The 19,134-nt window shown below is 56.0% G+C and carries 15 protein-coding genes, 1 tRNA gene and 1 pseudogene; 8 read left to right on the top strand and 9 right to left on the bottom strand.

Translation table 11 applies throughout. The features are described from left to right. Positions 1 to 28: 28 nt before the first annotated feature. From urtE to urtA, 5 genes are all read right to left on the bottom strand, one after another. Positions 29 to 718, bottom strand: coding sequence for an urea ABC transporter ATP-binding subunit UrtE (gene urtE, locus Q0915_RS15935; RefSeq protein ID WP_299475413.1), 690 nt, complete (start codon positions 716 to 718; stop codon positions 29 to 31). Positions 719 to 727: 9 nt separating this feature from the next. Beyond that, entirely contained in the window at positions 728 to 1,483 is a 756-nt protein-coding gene (urtD, locus tag Q0915_RS15930; protein WP_299475410.1) for an urea ABC transporter ATP-binding protein UrtD, read from the bottom strand. 9 nt (positions 1,484 to 1,492) lie between these two features. Further along, positions 1,493 to 2,659 (bottom strand): urea ABC transporter permease subunit UrtC, encoded by a 1,167-nt coding sequence (gene urtC, locus Q0915_RS15925; protein WP_299475407.1) that lies wholly within the window; start codon positions 2,657 to 2,659, stop codon positions 1,493 to 1,495. A gap of 10 nt (positions 2,660 to 2,669) precedes the next feature. Next, entirely contained in the window at positions 2,670 to 3,596 is a 927-nt protein-coding gene (urtB, locus tag Q0915_RS15920) for an urea ABC transporter permease subunit UrtB (RefSeq protein ID WP_299475404.1), read from the bottom strand. 173 nt (positions 3,597 to 3,769) lie between these two features. Next, a complete protein-coding gene (urtA, locus tag Q0915_RS15915) occupies positions 3,770 to 4,990 on the bottom strand; it encodes an urea ABC transporter substrate-binding protein (protein ID WP_366525300.1) in 1,221 nt (406 codons plus the stop codon). A 484-nt stretch (positions 4,991 to 5,474) separates the two neighbouring features. On the opposite strand from urtA, the gene Q0915_RS15910 reads away from it, so the two are divergent. Both Q0915_RS15910 and Q0915_RS15905 read left to right on the top strand, forming a co-directional pair. After that, complete coding sequence (locus tag Q0915_RS15910) at positions 5,475 to 8,888, top strand: ATP-binding protein (RefSeq protein ID WP_299475400.1); 3,414 nt, start codon at positions 5,475 to 5,477, stop codon at positions 8,886 to 8,888. After that, positions 8,875 to 9,804 (top strand): DNA-binding response regulator, encoded by a 930-nt coding sequence (locus Q0915_RS15905; protein WP_299475397.1) that lies wholly within the window; start codon positions 8,875 to 8,877, stop codon positions 9,802 to 9,804. The genes Q0915_RS15910 and Q0915_RS15905 overlap by 14 nt, the downstream gene beginning before the upstream one ends. Positions 9,805 to 9,922: 118 nt before the next feature. Here Q0915_RS15905 and Q0915_RS15900 read toward each other — a convergent pair whose 3' ends face one another. The 3 genes and pseudogenes from Q0915_RS15900 to Q0915_RS15895 all read right to left on the bottom strand — a co-directional run bounded on the left by Q0915_RS15900 (position 9,923) and on the right by Q0915_RS15895 (position 11,494). Then, positions 9,923 to 10,810 (bottom strand): FAD-dependent oxidoreductase, encoded by an 888-nt coding sequence (locus tag Q0915_RS15900; RefSeq protein WP_366525299.1) that lies wholly within the window; start codon positions 10,808 to 10,810, stop codon positions 9,923 to 9,925. 33 nt (positions 10,811 to 10,843) lie between these two features. Beyond that, a pseudogene (locus Q0915_RS32110) lies at positions 10,844 to 11,101 on the bottom strand (FAD-dependent oxidoreductase); the annotation flags it as partial. A 303-nt stretch (positions 11,102 to 11,404) separates the two neighbouring features. Beyond that, a tRNA-Ser gene (locus Q0915_RS15895) sits at positions 11,405 to 11,494 on the bottom strand. A 319-nt stretch (positions 11,495 to 11,813) separates the two neighbouring features. On the opposite strand from Q0915_RS15895, the gene Q0915_RS15890 reads away from it, so the two are divergent. From Q0915_RS15890 to Q0915_RS15865, 6 genes are all read left to right on the top strand, one after another. After that, entirely contained in the window at positions 11,814 to 12,140 is a 327-nt protein-coding gene (locus Q0915_RS15890; RefSeq protein ID WP_299475391.1) for a hypothetical protein, read from the top strand. A 137-nt stretch (positions 12,141 to 12,277) separates the two neighbouring features. Further along, positions 12,278 to 12,943: a peptide-methionine (S)-S-oxide reductase MsrA gene (gene msrA / locus Q0915_RS15885; RefSeq protein ID WP_299475388.1), complete on the top strand. Its 666-nt coding sequence runs from the start codon at positions 12,278 to 12,280 to the stop codon at positions 12,941 to 12,943. 240 nt (positions 12,944 to 13,183) lie between these two features. Continuing rightward, a complete protein-coding gene (locus Q0915_RS15880) occupies positions 13,184 to 13,507 on the top strand; it encodes a hypothetical protein (protein ID WP_299475385.1) in 324 nt (107 codons plus the stop codon). Further along, on the top strand, positions 13,504 to 14,994 hold the full coding sequence (locus Q0915_RS15875; protein WP_299475382.1) for a methyl-accepting chemotaxis protein: 1,491 nt from the start codon (positions 13,504 to 13,506) through the stop codon (positions 14,992 to 14,994). Before Q0915_RS15880 ends, Q0915_RS15875 begins: the two co-directional genes overlap by 4 nt. Before the next feature lie 177 nt (positions 14,995 to 15,171). Then, positions 15,172 to 17,028, top strand: a complete 1,857-nt coding sequence (gene pabB / locus Q0915_RS15870; protein ID WP_299475379.1) for an aminodeoxychorismate synthase component I — start codon at positions 15,172 to 15,174, stop codon at positions 17,026 to 17,028. A 233-nt stretch (positions 17,029 to 17,261) separates the two neighbouring features. Continuing rightward, positions 17,262 to 18,269 carry a restriction endonuclease gene (locus tag Q0915_RS15865; protein WP_299475376.1) on the top strand — a complete coding sequence of 336 codons (1,008 nt, stop codon included), beginning with the start codon at positions 17,262 to 17,264 and terminating at the stop codon, positions 18,267 to 18,269. A 48-nt stretch (positions 18,270 to 18,317) separates the two neighbouring features. Here Q0915_RS15865 and Q0915_RS15860 read toward each other — a convergent pair whose 3' ends face one another. Further along, positions 18,318 to 18,968: a nucleotidyltransferase family protein gene (locus Q0915_RS15860; RefSeq protein ID WP_299475373.1), complete on the bottom strand. Its 651-nt coding sequence runs from the start codon at positions 18,966 to 18,968 to the stop codon at positions 18,318 to 18,320. Positions 18,969 to 19,134 lie beyond the last annotated feature (166 nt).

Genomic DNA, 19,134 nt, shown 5'->3' with positions numbered 1-19,134 from the left:
TCGGTTCTTTGTCGGAAGTTTCGATTGCTCAGACGGACAGGAACGCTGCGACCTTTTCCTCGTCGACGCTGTCGCGCGGTTCGTCGTGAACCAGACGCCCGTTCTCAAGAACGAGCACACGGTCGGCGACGTCGAGAGCGAAGGACAGGACCTGTTCCGACACGACGATGGAAAGGTCGCGCTCGTCGCGGATACGCCGGAGGACGCGCGCCATTTCGCGAATGATCGATGGCTGAATGCCTTCGGTCGGTTCATCCAGCAGCAGCACTTTTGGATTGGTTGCGAGCGCGCGCGCGATGGCGAGCTGCTGCTGCTGGCCCCCGGAAAGATTGCCGCCCCGACGGCCCTTCATGTCCAGCAAGACCGGAAACAATTCATAGATGTCTCCCGGAACCTTGCTTCTGCCGCTGATCGAAAGCCCGGTCTCGATGTTTTCCTGGACCGTCATGGTCGGGAAAATCATACGGCCCTGGGGCACATACGCGATGCCATTGGCAACGCGCTCGTAGCTCTGCATCGAGGTGATGTCGACACCGTCCACGGCGGCGGCACCGTCCTTGGTGGGCACGATCCCCATCAGGGATTTCATGAGCGTGGTCTTGCCCATGCCGTTTCGACCCATGATGGCGATAATCTCGCCGGGGGCGACCGTGAAGTCGAGGCCATGGAGCACTTCGCTCTGGCCGTAGGCGACGTGGTACTGCGCAACATTCAGCATTGGAGCCTCCTAGTGGCCGAGATAGACGTCGATGACTTTGGGGTCTGCCTGCACCTTGGCCATGGAGCCTTCGGAAAGGATCTTTCCCTGGTGGAGAACGGTGACGCGGTGGGCGATGTCCTCAACGAACTTCATGTCGTGTTCGACAACCATCACCGAGCGGCCCTTGGTGATTTCGTTCAGAAGTTTCGCTGTCTGCTTGCGCTCCGAGACGCTCATTCCGGCGACCGGTTCGTCCAACATCAAGAGCTCCGGGTCCTGTATCAGCAGCATGCCGATCTCCAGCCATTGCTTCTGACCGTGGCTAAGCAGCGCGGCCTGCTTGTCGAGAAGCTCGTCGAGGAACACCATGCCTGCAATTTCATGAACCCGCGTCTTCACATCCTGATCGCGTTGAAACGTCAGGGCACCCCAGACGCTGCGCCCGCGCGGGAAGGAGAGTTCGAGGTTTTCAAAGACCGTGAGATCCTCGTAGATGGACGGGTTCTGGAACTTCCGGCCGACCCCCTCGCGAACAATCTCGTGTTCGCGCATGTCGGTCAGTTCCTTGTTGCGGAACTTTATCGAGCCGTCGGTCGACCGGGTTCTTCCGCAGATGAGATCGAGAACTGTGGTTTTACCGGCCCCGTTCGGACCGATGATCACGTGGATCTCGTTCTCGTCGACATAGAGGTTGAGATCGTCGACCGCCTTGAATCCATCGAAGGAGACGGTCAGATTTTCAATCGACAGCAGAAAATCGGTGTTGTTGTTGATCGTATTCATGTGTGCCTCCTATTCGGCTGGCTTGGCGGTCGTTTCGGCACCAAAGCCGGAGGATGGAGGAGGAGCTGTGTCGGAGCGTCCCTTGCGTTTGCCGGTTGAAACGACACGGTCCACCAGAGGGGCGAGATAGGACTGGTAAAGGCCGGAGACGCCGTTCGGAAAAATCAGCACGACGGCGATGAACAGAGCACCGAGGCCGAAGAGCCACAGTTCCGGAAATGTCTCGGAAAACGTGGTCTTGGCCCAGTTGACGAGAAGGGTTCCGTAGACCGCACCGAAGATCGAAAGACGGCCGCCGACGGCACAGAAGATCACCATCTCGATAGACGGGACGATGCCGACGAAGGAAGGCGACATGAAGCCCACCTGAAGGGTGAACATCGCGCCGCCGATCGCCGACAGCACGGCAGCGAAACAGAAGACGAAGATCTTGATGTTGGAGACATCGTACCCGGAGAACCGCACACGGTCCTCCTGGTCTCGGACCGCGACCAGGAGGCGGCCGAGCTTGCTTTTGAGCACGATCTGGCTGAGCAGCAGAACAGCGATCAGAAGCGCACCGTTTACGTAGTAGAGGATGTACTTCGCCTCGTCCGTGCGGATGTCCCAACTCTTCAGCGTCCTCAGGTCCGTGATCCCATTCACCCCGCCGGTATAACCTTGCTGGCCGATGATCAGGATGGTCAGGATTGCAGCGATCGCCTGCGTTATGATCGCGAAATAGACGCCGCCGACACGCCGCTTGAACATGGCCGCCCCAATGATGAAAGCGAAGACGGCGGGAACGATGATGATGGCGAGCAGCGTGAAGGTCAGGCTGTTGAACGGCTCCCAGAACCAGGGCAGTGCGGTAATCTGGTTCCAGTCCATGAAGTCGGGAATTCCCGGTGTCGACTGGATGGCCGTCGCTTCGGGCGTCGATGCCTCCAGCTTCAGGTACATGGCCATGCAATAGCCGCCGAGACCGAAGAAGACACCCTGGCCAAGACTGAGAATGCCGCATTTGCCCCAGCACAGGACAAGGCCGACGGCAACAAACGCGTAGGTCAGATATTTGCCGAACAGGTTGAGCCGGAAGATGTCCATCGCCAGCGGCATGATGATGAAGAGAACGGCGGCAATAACGAGGATGCCAATCAGTTCCTGCCGCGACATGAAGGATTTAATGCTTGTCATCACAGCCTCCTTATCGGCGGATTTTCAGGGAGAAGAGACCCTGGGGGCGCAGCATGAGGATGCCGACCACGGTCAGGAGCGTCAGGACCTTGGCCATGGAGCCGGACAGGAAGAACTCCATGGTCGACTGTGCCTGGCTGATGGCGAAAGACGAGGCGATGGTTCCAAGCAGGCTTGCAGCGCCGCCGAACACGACGATCAGGAACGTGTCGACGATATAGAGCTGGCCCGCGGTGGGACCGGTCGACCCGATCATGGTGAATGCGCTCCCGGCGATGCCGGCAATGCCGCAGCCGAGCGCGAATGTATTACGGTCGACCTTCTGCGTGTTGATGCCCACAGCACCTGCCATGACCCGGTTCTGCACCACCGCACGTGTCTGCATGCCCATGCGCGAGCGGAACAGGATGAAATAGACGCCAATGGCGATGACGAAGGTCAGCACCATGACGAAGATGCCGTTGATCGGGATCTCGATGATGTCGGTGAGGGGCACCGACCCGAGCAGCCAGTTCGGCAGGGAGACGCCGACCTCGCGGGCACCGAAGATCGATCGGTAGGCCTGCTGGAGGATAAGGCTGAGGCCCCAGGTCGCCAGGAGCGTGTCGAGCGGGCGTTTGTAAAGATGCCTTATGAGCGACCATTCCACGAGCGCGCCAAGCGCGCCGGCGGCGACAAAGGCAAGCGCCATCGCGAAGAAGAAGTAGATGCCGAAGAGTGCCGGAAAGTGGGCTTCGACGAAGTTCGAGCACAGATAGGTCACATAGGCGCCCAGGATCATGAACTCGCCATGCGCCATGTTGATGACGCCCATCTGGCCGAAAATGATTGCAAGGCCAAGGGCCATAAGAACGAAAACGGAAAACAGGATCAGTCCGGCAAACCCCTGCATGGCAAAGATGGATCCGAGTTCCGTCCAGGTATAGTCGGCGAACATGGCGCGCGGTCTCCAGGCTTAGGGGCAATGCGAAGGCAAGGTGCCCCTGCTGTGGGAATGGCTAATGCGAAGTTTGGGCAAGGCACCGCACGGGCTGCTCGCGCGCAGTGCCTTGCCGGGTCACCCGTCAATCGGGCGGGCGTTTCCGTCCCAGGGGAGAGGGGGAACGCCGCTTACTGGTAGCCTTCCGGGAACGGATCCGGCTCCATCAGGTCGGCCGTCTCGTAGATCAGTTCGTACTGGCCGTCAGGCTTAGCCAGACCGATGCGCGTCTTGGACCACAGGTGGTGGTTTTCGTGGACGCGAACATAGCCTTCGGGCGCCGTGGCCAGTTCAATGCCCGGAGAGGCGAGGCGCACCTTGTCGATATCGAAGCTTCCCGCCTTCTCGACTGCGGCTTTCCAGAGCCATGGACCGAGATAGGCGGCCTGGGTAACGTCGCCGATAACGACGTCATCGCCCCACATCTCCTTGAACGCTTTCACGAATTCGATGTTGTTGTCGTTTTCCAGAGACTGGAAATACTTCATCGCGGCATAGGCGCCGTCGATATTCTCGCCGCCAATGCCACGGATCTCATCCTCGGTCACCGAGATCGTCAGGAGAAGCGGCTTTTCCTTGGTCATGTCGATGCCGGCAGCCTTGAGCTGCTTGTAGAAGGCAACGTTCGACCCGCCGACGACAATGGCGTAGATCACGTCCGGCTTCTTCAGCTTGATCTTGTTGATGACCGAGTTGAACTGGGTGTGGCCGAGCGGATAGTACTCCTCGCCGACGACCTTGTGGCCAAGCTTCTCAATGTGCTTGCGCGCAATCTTATTGGACGTGCGCGGCCAGATGTAGTCGGACCCGAGCAGGTAGAAACTTTTTGCACCTTTTTCCTCAGCGACCCAGTCGATCCCGGCAATAATCTGCTGTGTCGCCTCTTGGCCCGTGTAGATCACGTTCGGTGACTGCTCCAGGCCTTCGTAGAACGTCGGATAATAAAGCATGCCGTTATACTGTTCGAACACCGGCAGGACTGCCTTGCGCGAGGCTGATGTCCAGCATCCGAAGACAGCGGCTACCTTGTCGTTGACCAGAAGTTTCTTGGCCTTTTCCGCAAAAGTCGGCCAATCAGAAGCCCCGTCTTCCTGGATGTATTCGATTTTCCGGCCGAGCACGCCGCCCATGGCGTTGATCTGTTCGATGGCCAGTTTTTCTGCCTGCACGGACCCGGTCTCGGAGATCGCCATCGTGCCTGTGACGGAGTGAAGAATGCCGACCTGAACGGTGTCGTCGGTAACGGCCAGTCCTGTGGTGTTGGCTTCGTCGGCGAACGTCGGCGTTACCGCACCGGTTGCCGCGACAATCGCTGTGGCAGCGGTCCCCGCTAGGAGGGACCGGCGGGACATCCGGCTTTGAATAATGTCTTTCACGCGTCGCATACTTGGACCCCTATCTGGTTCGAGTTTGAGCAGGACACCTGCAGGCGCCTCTGTCTGCTCTCAAGCGTCGACGTTTTTTGTGCACTGCCGCAATGCGTCAGTTGCTGTGGGTCAATTGACTGATTCCGGCCCCGTTCGAACTATGAGATAATGTTTCGCTTGATCTGGCGAAAATAGATCTGATCAGCTTCGCTCGAATATGCTTCCAATATACTGAGTTGTAAGAATGAAAATTAACTCATTTTGGAATTGTGCTTCACGTAACATAGTAACAATAAGATAAATTGATTGTTTTTGGGCACGATAATTGCAGCGCGAGGTTGGTAGAAAGGTGTTTTGTTCCTTGTTTCACATCATTTGCCGAGTGTTTGAGCGATGAATGTGAGTAGCGAGATTGCGATGCACAAAATCTGAGCGGATCCAATTGAAACCGGATCGCAAGGCGGGGTACATGGCAGGTTACCAGCGGGTCGTCCGCTCGCGTCGAACGTATAATCAATGGGTCGCCAACCAGACCTTCGAAGACTACGCGCTGCGCTTTACGGCAAAAAGTGCGCGGCGTTGGTCGCCTGTCTGGGTCGCAAACACGGCACTTGGTGCCATTTCCTTTCTGGCACTTGAAGCAATCGGTGCCGCAATTACCTACAACTACGGCTTCTCCAATGCAGTTCCCGCGATCATGTTCGTCGGGTTGCTCATCTTTGTGACCGGTTTGCCGATTTCGTATTACGCCGTCAAATACGGTGTCGATATCGACCTCCTCACCCGCGGCGCAGGTTTCGGCTATATCGGTTCCACCGTGACGTCGCTCATCTACGCCAGTTTCACCTTCATTTTCTTTGCGCTGGAAGCGGCAATCATGGCAACAGCGCTCGAGCTATTCTTGGGGATTCCGCTCAATATCGGATACCTGATCTGCTCGCTTGTCGTCATTCCGATGGTGATTTACGGCATCACCCTGATCAGCCGGCTGCAGGTCTATACGCAACCGCTCTGGATCATTCTCCAGTTACTTCCGTTTGCCTTCCTTGCCTGGCAGGGTTTGGCACCCGTGGAAGACTGGCAGAACTTTTCGGGACGGCTCGGAGATGCCGACGGTCAATTCGATCTGCTGCTGTTCGGGGCCGCGAGCGCTGTCTTGTTTTCCCTGATCGCGCAGATAGGCGAGCAGGTCGACTTTCTGCGCTTTCTGCCACGCCAGCGGCAAGGGCGCCGGGCCAGCTGGTGGTTCGCGCTCCTGGCCGCCGGGCCCGGATGGATCGTAATCGGGGTTTTCAAGCTGCTGCTTGGATCCTTCCTGGTCGTCGTTGCACTTCAGAGCGGCCTGGAGCCGGAGAAGGCCATCGAGCCGACGCATATGTATCTGGTCGCCTTCAGCAAGGTCACGACCCCGGAAGTCGCCATCGCGCTGACCGGCATTTTTGTCGTTGTCTGTCAGATCAAGATCAACGTCACCAATTCCTATGCGGGTTCCATCGCCTGGTCCAACTTCTTTTCCCGCCTGACTCACAGCCATCCGGGACGGGTGGTCTGGCTGGTTTTCAATGTTGTCATTGCGCTGACCTTGATGGAGCTGGGCGTTTACAAGGCGCTGGAGCGTACACTCGGTCTTTATTCAATCGTCGCCGTTGCATGGATCGGGGCCCTGTTTGCAGATCTTGTGATCAACAAGCCGCTGGGGCTCAGCCCGTCCTATATCGAATTCAAGCGTGCGCATCTTTACGATATCAACCCGGTCGGGCTCGGCTCGATGACCGCGGCAAGTGTTATCGCCTTTGTGGCCTATGCCGGCTGGTTCGGACAGACGGCACACGCGCTGGCCAGCTACATTGCCTTGTTCACCGCAATCGTTCTTGCGCCCCTTATCGCCTTTGCGACCGGGGGCAGGTATTACATCGCCCGCGAGGCGGTCGAACTCGTCTCCAAAACAGGCGAGAAGAAACTCAACATCCAGTGCTGCATTTGCGAACACACGTTCGAACACGAGGACATGACACATTGCCCTGTCTACACGGGGCCGATCTGTTCGCTGTGCTGCTCACTGGATGCGCGCTGCGAAGACGACTGCAAGGAAAATGCCCGATGGGGCGACCAGATTTCCCAGCTGTTGCATTCCCTCCTGCCCGCCCAAACCGCGAACTGGCTCGGCTCGCGCATCGGTATCTATCTCGGCATCATGCTGATCACGATGCTGTCGCTCGGCGGCATTCTCTACCTTGTCTTCGTCGAGGCAGGAACCCAGGCCGCGACGACCGGGACGGACGGCGTCGCCCTGGCGTTGACGCAGGTCTTCTTCATCCTGCTTCTCATCTCCGGCGTCATGGCCTGGCTGTTCGTGCTGGTTCATGAGAGCCGTAAATTCGCCAACGAGGAGACGCGGCGCCAGACCAGTCTTTTGATGAAGGAAATCAGGGCGCACCAGCGAACGGATGCAAAACTTCAAAAGGCCAAGGAAGCGGCTGAAGCCGCCAACCAGGCCAAGAGCAGATACGTTGTCGGGATCAGCCACGAATTGCGCTCGCCGCTGAATGCCATTGCGGGTTACGCTCAGCTCATGCGCAAGGACCCGACGATCCCGGCCCACCGCAGGGACGCAGTGAAGGTCATTCAGCACTCTGCAGACCATCTGGCGGGCCTGATCGAAGGGCTTCTCGACATTTCCAAGATCGAGGCGGGTCATTTGACGATCTATCGCGAGCGCTTCAATCTGCACGAGTTCCTGACACAGATTGTCGACATGTTCCGGCTGCAGACAGACGCCAAGGCGCTGACATTCTCCTTCGTTCCCGCGGACAATCTTCCTGAGTTTGTCTTTGGTGACGAAAAACGGCTTCGGCAGGTGCTTATCAACCTGCTTTCGAACGCGATCAAATGGACCGACAAGGGAAGCGTCAGTCTCATCGTCTCCTATCACAGCCAGGTCGCCGAATTTTCGATTGTGGATACGGGTATCGGTATTGCCGAAGAAAACCTGAAACGGATCTTCAACCCCTTTGAAAGGGTAGAGGAAGAAGGGCAGGCGAGCATTCCCGGAACCGGGCTCGGGCTGACGATCACCAAGCTCCTGAGCGAAATCATGGGCGGCGACATAAAGGTCGAGAGCGAAAAGGGCAGCGGAAGCACCTTCAAGGTCCGTATCCTGTTGAGTGCCGCAAACGCGCCTGCCCGGACAGCGCCCGCTGAAGAACATGTGCACGGCTACGAAGGAGCGGTTCAGACGGTCATGGTCGTTGATGACGATGCGGCGCAAAGATCCCTGATCCATGACTTTCTCAGTCCTCTAGGCTTCAAGATCCTGACCGCCGCGAGCGGAGGCGATTGCCTGAAAATGGCCGAAACCGAAACACCCAGTGCCTTTCTCCTGGATATCAGCATGCCGGGCATGAACGGTTGGGATCTTGCCAGAACGCTGCGCGAGACAGGGCACAGCGATGCGCTCATCATCATGATCTCGGCGAATGCCGATGACAGCGGACGCGATCCGCTGCACAGGATTTACCACGACGACTATCTGGTTAAGCCTGTCCGCTTGCAGGATCTTCAGGACAAGTTGCAACAGGGTCTGAAACTGGTCTGGCGAACGACGCCCTTGCAGACACGCCCGCAGCTTCACTTTCCTGCAACTCCCGCCGAGCGCATGTTTCCCGACGACAGCCTGCCTTCGGTCGAAAGCCTGGAAATGCTGAAGCAATTGAGCAGTCTCGGCTATGTGCGCGGCATCAGGGCCAAGCTCGATGACATTGAAGCGCACGAGCCCAATGCCACGGAGTTTGTCGGACACATGCGCCGCCTTATACGCGAATTCGATCTCTCGCAATACGACAAGGTACTGGAAAGGCTTGGACATGATCATGAATGCTCCTAGTCCCAGCGAAACCGTTCTCGTGGTCGATGATGCGCCGGCGTCTCTGGGCATGCTGACAGATGCCCTGGAGGAGGCCGGCTATACGGTGCTGGTCGCTCAGGACGGTCGCAAGGCGTTGGATATCGCGGCAAGGATTACCCCGAGCGCCATCCTGATGGATGCGATCATGCCGGAGCTTGACGGCTTTGAGACGAGCAAACAGATCAAACAGCTTGACGCCCTCCGCGACGTGCCGGTTCTATTCATGACCGGCTTGAGCCAGACGGAACATATCGTCAGGGGGCTGGAGTCGGGCGGCGTTGATTACGTCACCAAACCGGTCGACCCGGAGGAACTCATTGCAAGATTGCGGGTGCACATTTCAAATGCGCGCAATTCCCACAGTGCGCATGTCGCACTGGATGCATCCGGGCGGTTTCTGATTTCGGTGGATCTTTCCGGCCGGATCTGCTGGGCGACCCCGCAAGCTCTTGCGCTTCTTGATGGCACGGGCAAGGGAGATGCGGAAACGTTCGGCCAACTGCCTGCTGAAGCCACTGACTGGTTGCGCGGTTATCTGCTTGAGACAGGCAAAAATTCGCTCGGCAACAACGACGTCGTTGCGGCGATGGCGGGTCTGTCGCTCAGGTTCAGCTACGCCGGGCAAATCAGCTCAAGCGAACATCTCCTGCGCGTCGCCGAGGTGGTTGGCGCCGGCCCTTCAGACATTCTGCGTAGATCGTTCGATCTGACTGAACGCGAAGCCGAAGTTCTGACCTGGATTGCAAACGGCAAGTCGAACAAGGAAATCGCGGCCATCCTGGAAATGAGCCCGCGAACGGTGAACAAGCATCTTGACCGGATATTCGGCAAACTCGGGGTCGAGAACCGGACATCTGCAGCTGTTGTTTCCCTGCGGCGGATCCTGGAGGGGTGACGCGATAGGAAGCGAAGTCGCTTGGAAGACCGCCGGTCTGCCACTGCTTCCATACCGGTCATTCCGCATGCATCCAAATCAGCGAGTTCCGCATTTCAACAAGTGCTGGCAGATGACGCTAGGAATATGCCAGATCCAGCGTTTGTTGCGCCTTTTTGACTATCTCGGAATCCGGCAGTTTTGACAAATCCAACGCCGGCTGCGCGCCGTTGAACGCCAAAATGACCGGTTGGCCGGTGTATGGATAGAAGTTGAACCATTGATTGAACTGGCCCTGGGGCAAGCCGTTCTCGGGTGTCGCGATCCAGGTGACGTCCGCGTCCCAAAAAACCTCATCGTAGCGCAGGTAGACCTTGTCCAGGGTCCCCATTCCCAGTTTGGCAATGGCTTCCCTTTTTCGGCGTGGCAAAGGCGGGGAGAAGTCTATTGCCCCTTTTTTCAAGACACCAAGAGGTAATGTTAAGATCACAGCGTCAAACGACGCGTTCCGCCCACTTTGATCTTGCAGGTGGACGCTGGTCTCCTCGACTTTTACATTGGTCAGGACATGCCCAAATCGAATGTCGATATCGTCAGGCACTGCACTCAACAGCTGATCATAACCGCCGGGCAAGATCACCTCGTCGCCGCCATAATCCAGATCCTGCAAATAAGACAAACTGTTGATCTCACTGCTATCGGCGCCGGCGGAGTGTTGCACTGACAAGACGTTTTCAAGCCAGTCAGGGACATCGGCATCAAGAATCCGCCGCCCATCGCCGCCGCGCACAACATAGTCATCAGACGTCGCCAGTGTCGTGACACCAAGTGCGTCAGCAAGACCGGTCAAGGGATTGCCGTCAGTGCCATGTATCCAGCTTGCACCCAAGTCGAGAGGCGTGCCGAGGCGGTTATCCGTCCAGATCCGGCCGCCAATACGGTTTCGCGCTTCCAGGACGGTGACATCGTATCCTTCCTCAGCGAGGGCACTTGCGGCAGCAAGACCGCTTGCGCCCGCGCCGACAATGCCAACCGTATTCGCATCAGTTTCGAAAATTGCCTCCGCCGCGATTATTCCGGATTCATAGGCAGCATGTACAGTACTGTTGTATTGAGGGCGCGTTGCTTCGCCAGCAAAGAACAGCCGGTCTCCGACAGGTTCACCCAGGGCCGCATGATGACTTTTTCGCGCGTTTTTTGCCACAAACGAATACGACCCCAGACTATAGGGGTCAAGGCTCCAGTTCGTTCGAATGAACCCATTTGCGTGGCGTTTGGCTTGTTCTGCTCGGGCCAACGGTACGAAACCCGAAGCCACACCGCCCAACGCAATGTTCAAGAAATGTCTGCGCTGCAATGTCGACCTCTGAAAAATGGTGGTAGCACTAATTCGCTATTGGACCATGTCCCAGTATGATTCTGAAGCCTGCAGTTATGCGACATTTGCTCAGCACTAAAAATGTCGGTTTTGTCCGCACCGCGGACTTACGGCTGAGCCTCCAATCAAACAGGCGCAAACGCCCGCTGAACATGCTGGAACCTGCAAAGATAACCAATTGAAGCGTAGTGCGTCTGTTTTGGTCCAGTCGCAGTAACGAGTATTTTGCGAATTTGCGGGAAATGGCGGACAGAGAGGGATTCGAACCCTCGATACGGTTGCCCGTATACACGCGTTCCAGGCGTGCGCCTTCAGCCACTCGGCCACCTGTCCGTTCCAAGCGGGAGCCGCTTGAGTGCCGCGCAATATACTCAGCTAGAGGTCAAGTGCAAGCGCCTGGAAAGGTTTTTTTCTGTCTGTCTTCAAGCTGTGGATCAACGCCGGCACGCGCGACGCGCGTAACCTGGTTGTGGCGCAGTCAGGACCGGGTTGCGCTATCTCACAAGAATGTGTTGAATATCAATTATTGAACAAGGGTTTTGCGATATTACTCTAAGGAAGCGCTGCCTTCCCCGATTTTCAAGGGATGCCGCGCGAACGCAAGTGAAACTCGATTGACTAATGGTTTTTTATAAAAAAGGCCGGTAACAAAATGATCAGTGTATTTAAGTTTATATTTCGCCTCACGGGCCTGGGATTGCTTGCCGTTGCCATAATTGCAGGAATTTCAGATGCCAGTACCTCAATCGCGCAGTCGCAGATGCAATTGCAGCCGTTGGGACAGCTTCTTTTCAGTCTCTTTCCCGACACGTTCCCCATTCTCCAGCCGGCCATCGAACGGCATGTCCATCCGGCCCTTTGGGATCCGGTGCTGCTGACCTTGATGACCTGGCCTGTCTGGGCTGTCTTCGCGCCGTTGGGCCTGGCATTTCTGTGGCTCGGCGCCCGGCGCCGGGGTTATCAGCCACAGTTCGCGTGACCCGGAGACCCAACACGCATCCGTGATCGCACTTGGAATAGTTGCGCAACTGCGCCACATTGCGGGTAAAGCTTGTGACGCGACGGTGATCTCTTGCTGCTTTCGCAAGACACTGTCGTCCGTACGGGAGACCCGCAATGTCCTTCATGACCATGTTGACCAAGAAGTTTTCCCTGCCCGGCAAGGACGATGCCTTGCCCGGACGCTCAAACGCAATCGTGCCGTCTGAACCGCATTTCGTAAACGGCAAGCCGCTTGCCGGGCCCTATCCGGAGGGAACGAAAACCGTTCTTTTCGGCATGGGATGCTTCTGGGGAGCCGAACGCCTGTTCTGGCAGATCTCAGGCGTTTACGTGACAGCCGTCGGTTATGCGGGCGGTTACACCGAAAACCCCACCTATCACGAGACCTGCACGGGCAGGACCGGACATACAGAGGCCGTGCTTGTTGCCTATGATCCAGCGGTGGTCAGCCTGGAAGACCTGTTGAAAGTGTTCTGGGAAAATCACGACCCGACACAGGGCATGCGTCAAGGCAACGACACTGGAACGCAGTACCGATCGGCGATCTACGTCAACTCGTCCGATGACCTGGCGCTCGTAGAGCGCACCAAAAACGCCTATCAGGCGGCGCTGTCTGCGGGTGGGGTCACGTCCGCCATTACCACTGAAATCCGGGAGCTGGATACGTTCTATTTCGCCGAGGACTATCACCAGCAATACCTTGCGAAGAATCCGGCCGGCTATTGCGGCATCGCTGGAACAGGAGTGGCGTGCCCGACCGGTCTTGGCCCGGCGGCCTGACGCAACTGCGAATTGCAGGGCTTTGCCTTTGCCAAAGCACACTTTCAGCGTGTCATGGCATACGGTGCCTTGTAAATTTTTCTAATTTCTTTGCCTAAATACACGTGCTTGCGCCCTGCAACTATGACTAGATTGCAGGTTCGGGCTTTTTATTCCTGCATTCCGCACCGTCAGTTCAGTTTTTATTAAAATTAAAGCGCGATCCTCAGGACGAAGAAGGGCGTTCTGAGGGTGGATGCAATGAACCGTTCCGCAAAGATTTTTGCGGCTGCTTATTTCCTGGGATGCTGCGTGCTCGTCCTGGTCGCGTCTCTGACGCCTGGCGGCAAGGGGCCCGTTGCCGTGTTTGCCATGCCCTGGGGCAAGTCCGCCCTGGAGGTTGTTGCGCACGCCGAAGGCCCGATCATTTTCGTCAACAACGGGTCCTGGGTAGCCCTCACGGAATCCACCGACCAGCAATTTATCAACCGGCTCTACGAGGCAGGGGCCGGTTTTGTCGCCTCAAGCGTGATCGCAATGGCTTGCGCGCGTTTGTCTGGCGTCTCATTGGAGAAGTCAATATGAGTGAAATGAGTGCGGGGGCATCGGGACTGGACTGTTTCCGGGAACGGTTTTGCAAGATCGTGATTTACTTCACTTGGTTCAATGTCGGCCTGGTTGCGGTCACTGCCTGGCTTGTCGGCAATGTGTCGTTTGTGATCGTTGCCGGTGCTGCGCTAGCAATTGCAGCTGCTGCGACATTTACCTGGATGAAGTTCGGATCTGGTGTTGAAACGCGACTGGCGACCGCGATGTCGCTGGCCGGCCTTGTGGCGCTTTTCGTAGCCTCGCTTGCGACCCCTGGAGGTGAAAACTCCTTCCAGATCGACGGTCACATGTATTTCTTCGCAGTGCTGGCGATCCTGGCAAGCTGGGTGGACTGGCGTGCGCTGGTTGCCTACGCAGCTGTTGTCGCGGTTCACCACCTGGCGCTCAATTTCATTATGCCCTGGGCTGTCTTTCCCAATGGTGGCGACTTCGCACGTGTGGTGTTCCACGCGGTGGTTCTCATTGCGGAAGTTGCAGCACTCTGGTGGATGACGAACTCGCTGGCCACGGCGTTCAACGCCTCAGATCAGGCACGTGAAGAGGCCGAGAGAGCACAGGAAGAGGCAATTCACCTGCAGGAAGAAAACTCCCGGCACACCGAACTGGAGCGTGAGAAGCAGTCAGTGATTGCCGGCCGGATTTCTGAATTCCAGAACGAGATCGCGGCAAAGCTCGACGGTGTCAGCGTGAAAGTTGGCGAAATGCGCGGCTCGGCCGAGGAACTGGGTGCGGTTGCGCAGGATACCACAGGACGTGCCGTGTCCGTCTCCGACGCATCTGAAACCGCCTCCTCTAACGTTCAGATGGTTGCGTCGGCGGCCGAGGAACTGTCGTCCTCGATTGCCGAGATCTCACGCCAGGTCGAACAGACCACCGGGATCGTCGTCAAGGCGACGGAAAACGCCCAGACAAGCAACCGGAAAGTTGCCGGTCTGGCCGAAGCGGCCAATCGCATTGGCGAGGTTGTCACGCTGATCCAGGCAATCGCCGAACAGACCAATCTGCTCGCCCTGAATGCGACGATCGAAGCCGCGCGAGCGGGCGAGGCCGGAAAGGGGTTTGCGGTTGTTGCTTCGGAGGTGAAGGAACTGGCGACGCAGACATCCAAGGCAACGGAGGAAATCGGCGCACAGATTTCAGCGATCCAGGCCGAAACCAAGGACGCGGTGGAATCCATCGGTGAAATTGCGGCAACCATGGACGAGGTCAACAGTTACACGGCGGCGATCGCAGCCGCCGTCGACGAACAGGGCGCGGCAACGCAGGAAATCTCGCGCAATGTCGCAGAGGCCGCGGACGGGACCGGACGCGTGGCCGAGAACATTGGCAGCGTCAGGGAATCGGTTGAGCGCACGAGCCAATCGGCGTCCTCCATGGCTGAAACGACCGAAGTTCTTGACGCGGAAACGTCTGAAATGCGCCGGTCGATCGATACCTTCCTGCATGACGTTGCCGCCGCATAAGGATTTAAGAAAGACGTCTGGAATTGACCTGGCCGGCTGTTCTTCAGCCGGCCATTTTTTTGTTCTGCGGAGAGAAAACTTGACCTGATGTCGCTTGGATGTCATGAGCGATTTGAGCCACCGGACTCAGGGCACAATTGGGTCGATGGGTCTGTCTCACTCGGAAATCGGCAAAAAATGTCTTTAAGCGCGCTAAAGTCCGGATCAATTCTGCTTTTGGATCTTCTGAAGCAGCGCTCCGCCTTACTTTTCGAAGCACCGCGCGAAATCATCACGTGCACGAAACTGGAAGACGTCGACGGCTGCCTTCAGCGGCTGGAGCAAGTGCAGCAGGAAGGCAGATACGCTGCGGGATACCTGGCCTATGAGTTCGGGTATGCCTTTGAGAAAAAACTCAGGATGCGGTTTGAAGCCACGGCCGAACCGCTTCTCTGGTTTGGTGTTTATGACAGCGCACGCAACCTTTCGCTTGAAGCCGCGCGCACGCTTCTTGAAACCTCCAGCCCTGCCGGTGATGCCTCCGTTCGGGTCCCGTCATTCGACATGGGCAGGGCCGCCTACGGCGAAGCGTTCGAGCGTGTACAGTCTCACCTGGCCAAAGGGGACATTTATCAGGTTAACCTGACACTTCGCGCTGCGCTTTCCCACGAAGGTGCGCCGGAGCACCTCTTTCTGGATCTGATGCGTCGGCAACCAGTCGAATTCGCCGCCTACATCCAGATGGAGGACCGCACGGTCCTTTCACTGTCTCCTGAACTGTTTCTGGAACGTACGGGAACACTGCTGCGTACCCGGCCGATGAAAGGCACGGCCCCGCGCGGCCGGTATGCCTCGGAAGACACCCGCATTGCCAGGGAACTTGCGAACGATCCCAAGCAACGTTCGGAAAACACCATGATTGTCGATCTCATGCGCAACGATCTGTCGCGTATCGCCGAGACGGGATCGGTCAGGGTGACGAAACTGTGTGATGTGGAACGTTACAGAAGCCTTCATCAGATGACGTCGACGGTCGAGGCACGTGTTCCCGAAAGCATCGGCTTCGCCAGTATTGTTGAGCATCTGTTTCCGTGCGGGTCGATTACAGGTGCGCCGAAATTGAGCGCAATGCAGATCGCGCATGATCTGGAGAGCGGCCCGCGAGGCGTCTATACCGGATCCATCGGATATCTGGCACCGGGTGGCGATTTCCGCCTGAATGTTGCAATTCGAACGCTCGTGCTGCGAGACGGCGGAACAGGCGAAGCGGGAACAGGTTCCGGGGTCGTGTTCGATTCCGGCGCGGCGCCCGAATATGACGAGTGCATTCTCAAGCTGAAGTTCATGACGGAAGATATGCCGGATTACGAGCTGATCGAAACGATGGCGTTTGATCCGGCAGAAGGATATCTGCTGTTTGAGCGGCACCTGCAAAGATTGCAGAAATCGGCAGTTTATCTCGGATTCCGGATCGATTTGCCCGGTGTTCGTGATGCCTTGCAGCAAAAGGCCAAGGAATTCACGGGACCGCGCCGTGTACGGCTTCTCTTGAACGCGGACGGTGGTGTCTCGATCACATCGACCGATCTTACGCCGGTCGACCAGAACACCGTCTTCAATCTTGTCCTGGCGCAGGAAAGAACCTGCGCAACGGACCGGTTTCTCTTTCACAAGACCACAAACCGCGCCTTTTACGATGACACGCGCACCCGGTACCAGGCGGAGACCGGATGCCAGGAAGTGTTGTTTCAGAACGAAGAGGGCTTTCTGACCGAAGGCAGCTATATGTCGCTGTTTTTGAAAAAAGACGGTGTTCTTGTGACGCCGGCCCTTCGTCATGGCGTCTTGCCGGGGACTTTCCGCGCAGCTCTGCTGGAATGCGGTCTTGCCGTTGAAGCTGATCTGACGGCAGCCGATCTGGAAAACGCGGACGAAATCTATGTCGGTAACTCGGTAAGAGGTTTGGTCAAGGGCCGCTTGTTGTCTGCGGCCTGGACAGAAACGGTCGAACAACGGGAACAGGCAGATCTGAATGTCGCGCGGCAGGTTGGCTAGAAGAAAATCAACGTGTGAATGTGATCACGTTTCTGATTGCAACTAAAAGAAGTAGTGCAATCGCTGCGCAGCCTACTCGCCATGTGGATCTAAGCAGTTACACTTACATCTGCCAGCTTGGAAAAACTCTCAAAAATTGTTTTCCTGAGTAACGATGTCATCGTTGTAAGTGAAAGTCGTATTCCGGTAGTAAAACAAAATTGAAGTTAGCGCTCTATTGAGGAGAGCCAATAATGAATTCAGGTAAGGAGTTTGAGAAAAGTATTCATGAATACTATCAAAGATTGTCAAGTCGATTTGGTGAGCATGCTAAAATAACGCTTGATGACAAGGTTAGCGGACCAGACGGAGCGCGCCAGTGTGACATTACAATTGAGCATGAATATCTTGGAGGGCACTATAGAACAATAATTGAGTGTAAAGATCATCAAAATAGAGTGCCAATCTTGCACGTTGATGCACTCTCTTCAAAGCTAAACGACCTTGGTTACAACAAAGGTGTTATTGTAGCTCGTTCCGGATTTCAAAGTGGTGCAATCCAGAAAGCGAAACGACTAGGGATTGACTTGTTTGAGTTTTCAAATGCCGCAGAAACGGAAACTGATATCAATCTAAGTCTACCTTTACTGCACTTGGAGATGCAGATTTCTGAATTGAGCGTTACTTTCGACGTTTTCCCAGACTTCGAAATTCCGATGGAAGGGCTCACACAAACGTTTTCTAACGAATTGAATACGCAAGATTTTTTGACGAAATATGTTCGTCCCACTACCAAGGTGCTGAGTGGAAAGGGTTACAAGAAAATAAAGTTGGAAGACAATCTTACTATGACATCTACTACTAAGAAGCCGGGTCGAATATTAATAACCGACCATAATATTCAAAATTTAGAGATGTATGTAACTTTTAAAACCACACCATTTCTCGGTACATTAGGCGATGTGAATTCCTTTCACATAAGGAAAGATCTAATGACAGGAATTGAAGCGGCCGTTTTTTTATCGGGGGACTTCCAGAGTATTGCCAAAGACTTGTCACACATGAACGAAATAAGCTCGATTCCTGAGTACCTTTTCAAAGGGGGTTTTGTTACCTACTTTCTAGACATTAATGAGGAGCTACCCCGGCGTGGCTTATTTCAGTTTGAATACTCGCAAAAAGCATTTGAAGCCAGATATGCGGGGTTGAAAAAACCATCAGGAAAATGGCTAGCAGTTTATGATCGAAAAGATATTTACTAGACCGTATTTCATTGTGCGTTCAGCGAAGGCGCACGCTAAGGTATCAGCTTACCGGCAATCTTGTTCCCAGGGAATGATCTCCAACTCCGGCCACGAGGCTTTCATCCTCCCGGCCTTTTCGGCATAGGTTTCCGGGTTCATCTGGGCGTAGTTCGGCACCAGCCGCATCGCGAAAAGGTTCGCCAGTCCGAATGGTGCGTGAACAACAGGTTCGCCATGTTCGTCCATCCGTAGCGCGACTGCGTGGGTTCGCGCGGCATAGGTCGTCAAGGCGTCCATGGAACAGTCAAGCGGGCGATAGGGACGGCCGAACTTCTTTTCATACCAAAGATGCACGCGCGCCTGGTTGCGGACTTCCAGCAGCGCTGCAAGATCAGGAAGTGCAGCTTCCACTTGCTTGATCACCCTGTCTTCAGCCTCGTAAGACGGATCGCGGCCATCGAAATAAATGACATCGAAATCTTTGATGCCGTGCAAAAGCGGTCGATCCGTGATGACGTTCCAGACAGTCTGGTAGATCCCGCCGGACACCAGCCAGGCATCGGGGAGCTGAAGGTCGCGAACCGTCAGGAGTATGGTCATGATATGCGGGATGCCGACGATGATCTCCCTGAGACGCGCGCAGCGCTCCTGTTCACTGGCCTCGTAAGGGTTGCCGAGCGTGACGAGGGGGCCTTTTGTTGCCTGAATGTCGGTCATCAAGTCATCCTGCGGGATTGGCAAAAAACACTAGCCGATTCTGAGGCTTGCGACATCCGTACTTTTTGCAGGGCCACTCAAGTTGGTTGAAAATGGCGTCTCAGCTGGACACCGCCGTGTTGCTTGACACACGCGGTCGGGGTGCCATGGTGGATACGGGGGCAAC

The sequence above is a fragment of the uncultured Roseibium sp. genome, assembly GCF_947494555.1.
GTDB lineage: Bacteria > Pseudomonadota > Alphaproteobacteria > Rhizobiales > Stappiaceae > Roseibium.
Note: the sequence above shows the minus strand (reverse complement) of the source record. Positions and strands in the feature narration are given on the sequence as shown.

Bases quoted from the DNA above. Each gene is read 5' to 3' on its own strand.
- Q0915_RS15910 (WP_299475400.1), top strand. From the start codon at position 5,475: ATGGCAGGTTACCAGCGGGTCGTCCGCTCGCGTCGAACGTATAATCAA.
- Q0915_RS15890 (WP_299475391.1), top strand. From the start codon at position 11,814: ATGATCAGTGTATTTAAGTTTATATTTCGCCTCACGGGCCTGGGATTG.
- pabB (WP_299475379.1), top strand. From the start codon at position 15,172: ATGTCTTTAAGCGCGCTAAAGTCCGGATCAATTCTGCTTTTGGATCTT.
- Q0915_RS15875 (WP_299475382.1), top strand. From the start codon at position 13,504: ATGAGTGAAATGAGTGCGGGGGCATCGGGACTGGACTGTTTCCGGGAA.
- urtE (WP_299475413.1), bottom strand. From the start codon at position 718: ATGCTGAATGTTGCGCAGTACCACGTCGCCTACGGCCAGAGCGAAGTG.
- urtA (WP_366525300.1), bottom strand. From the start codon at position 4,990: ATGTCCCGCCGGTCCCTCCTAGCGGGGACCGCTGCCACAGCGATTGTC.
- urtD (WP_299475410.1), bottom strand. From the start codon at position 1,483: ATGAATACGATCAACAACAACACCGATTTTCTGCTGTCGATTGAAAAT.
- urtB (WP_299475404.1), bottom strand. From the start codon at position 3,596: ATGTTCGCCGACTATACCTGGACGGAACTCGGATCCATCTTTGCCATG.
- Q0915_RS15860 (WP_299475373.1), bottom strand. From the start codon at position 18,968: ATGACCGACATTCAGGCAACAAAAGGCCCCCTCGTCACGCTCGGCAAC.
- Q0915_RS15880 (WP_299475385.1), top strand. From the start codon at position 13,184: ATGAACCGTTCCGCAAAGATTTTTGCGGCTGCTTATTTCCTGGGATGC.
- Q0915_RS15865 (WP_299475376.1), top strand. From the start codon at position 17,262: ATGAATTCAGGTAAGGAGTTTGAGAAAAGTATTCATGAATACTATCAA.
- Q0915_RS15905 (WP_299475397.1), top strand. From the start codon at position 8,875: ATGAATGCTCCTAGTCCCAGCGAAACCGTTCTCGTGGTCGATGATGCG.
- urtC (WP_299475407.1), bottom strand. From the start codon at position 2,659: ATGACAAGCATTAAATCCTTCATGTCGCGGCAGGAACTGATTGGCATC.
- msrA (WP_299475388.1), top strand. From the start codon at position 12,278: ATGTCCTTCATGACCATGTTGACCAAGAAGTTTTCCCTGCCCGGCAAG.